Origin of the sequence: Butyricimonas hominis (assembly GCF_014287455.1) — a bacterium.
GTDB lineage: Bacteria > Bacteroidota > Bacteroidia > Bacteroidales > Marinifilaceae > Butyricimonas > Butyricimonas muris.
The window spans coordinates 1-930 of sequence record NZ_JACOOH010000051.1 but is presented as its reverse complement, the minus strand read 5'-3'; the positions used below and the strand labels follow the sequence as shown (position 1 = coordinate 930).

Below are 930 nucleotides of genomic sequence, written 5' to 3'. Positions count from 1 at the left end.
ACCTCTATCAGCCGGTCCATCCCGTCATAGCTGAAGCTCACCCTGTGCCCGGCTTCCTCCCGCCACGTCATGCTGCCCACCGAGTTGTAGCCCATGCGCACATGCCTTCTTGCGTCACGTGCCTCGGTGATGCTGTCGTAGCTGTCGTAGTCCAGGTGTATGACGTTCCCGTCCCGTGCGTCTATGCGGCGCAGACGGTCCAGCGCATCGTAGTGGTAGTACTCCGTGCGGTATCCGGGGGAGGTGCGTTCCGTCATCCTTCCCCTTGCGTCGTGCTTCCATCCTCCGAGCTTCCTGCCGTCCTCATGCCATGCTCCGAGATTCATTTCCCTGTCGTACGAGAGTTCGCTCCGGCGCTTTCCCTTGCTTATCGTCACGGGCAGTCCGTGTGCGTCGTAGGCCAGTTCGGTCACTTCTCCCGCAGCGTCTATGAATCCGGTCACGAGGTGCGGGCGTTCCCTGTCGTACAGGCGCACCGTCTTGTTCCCCTCGCGGTCTATGTGGATGATGAGCCGTCCTCTCTCGTCATGGACGAACATTTCCCCGCTGCCGTCGGGATAGGTGATGCCGGTGAGCTTTCCCTCCCCGTCATAGCTGTAGCCCGTCACTCCGCCCTCGGGATCTGTGGTGCGGTACGGCTCCATGTAGTCCGTGTAGCTGTTGCGTGTCTCGTTGCCCAGCGGGTCTATCTCCGCCGTTATGAGCTGTTCGGGTGTGTAGCGGTAGGTGGTCGTCCCACCCGTGGAGTCGGTCACCAGGTTGTAGCCCTTTTCGGGATGGTACTCTATGCGTCCCTCCATCATTCCGTCCTTGCCGTAGGTATGCACGCAGCGTCCCTTTCCGTCGTACTCCCAATAGTAGGTGTCGCCGTTGCGGTCGGTCTTCTCCGTCATCAGGTGTCCGGAGTACGTCATCCTTGTGGTCTTTCCC

General features: G+C 60.5%; 1 pseudogene. It reads right to left on the bottom strand.

Going from position 1 to position 930, the window contains the following annotated elements:
* Positions 1-930, bottom strand: a pseudogene (locus H8S64_RS22170) (RHS repeat protein); the annotation flags it as partial.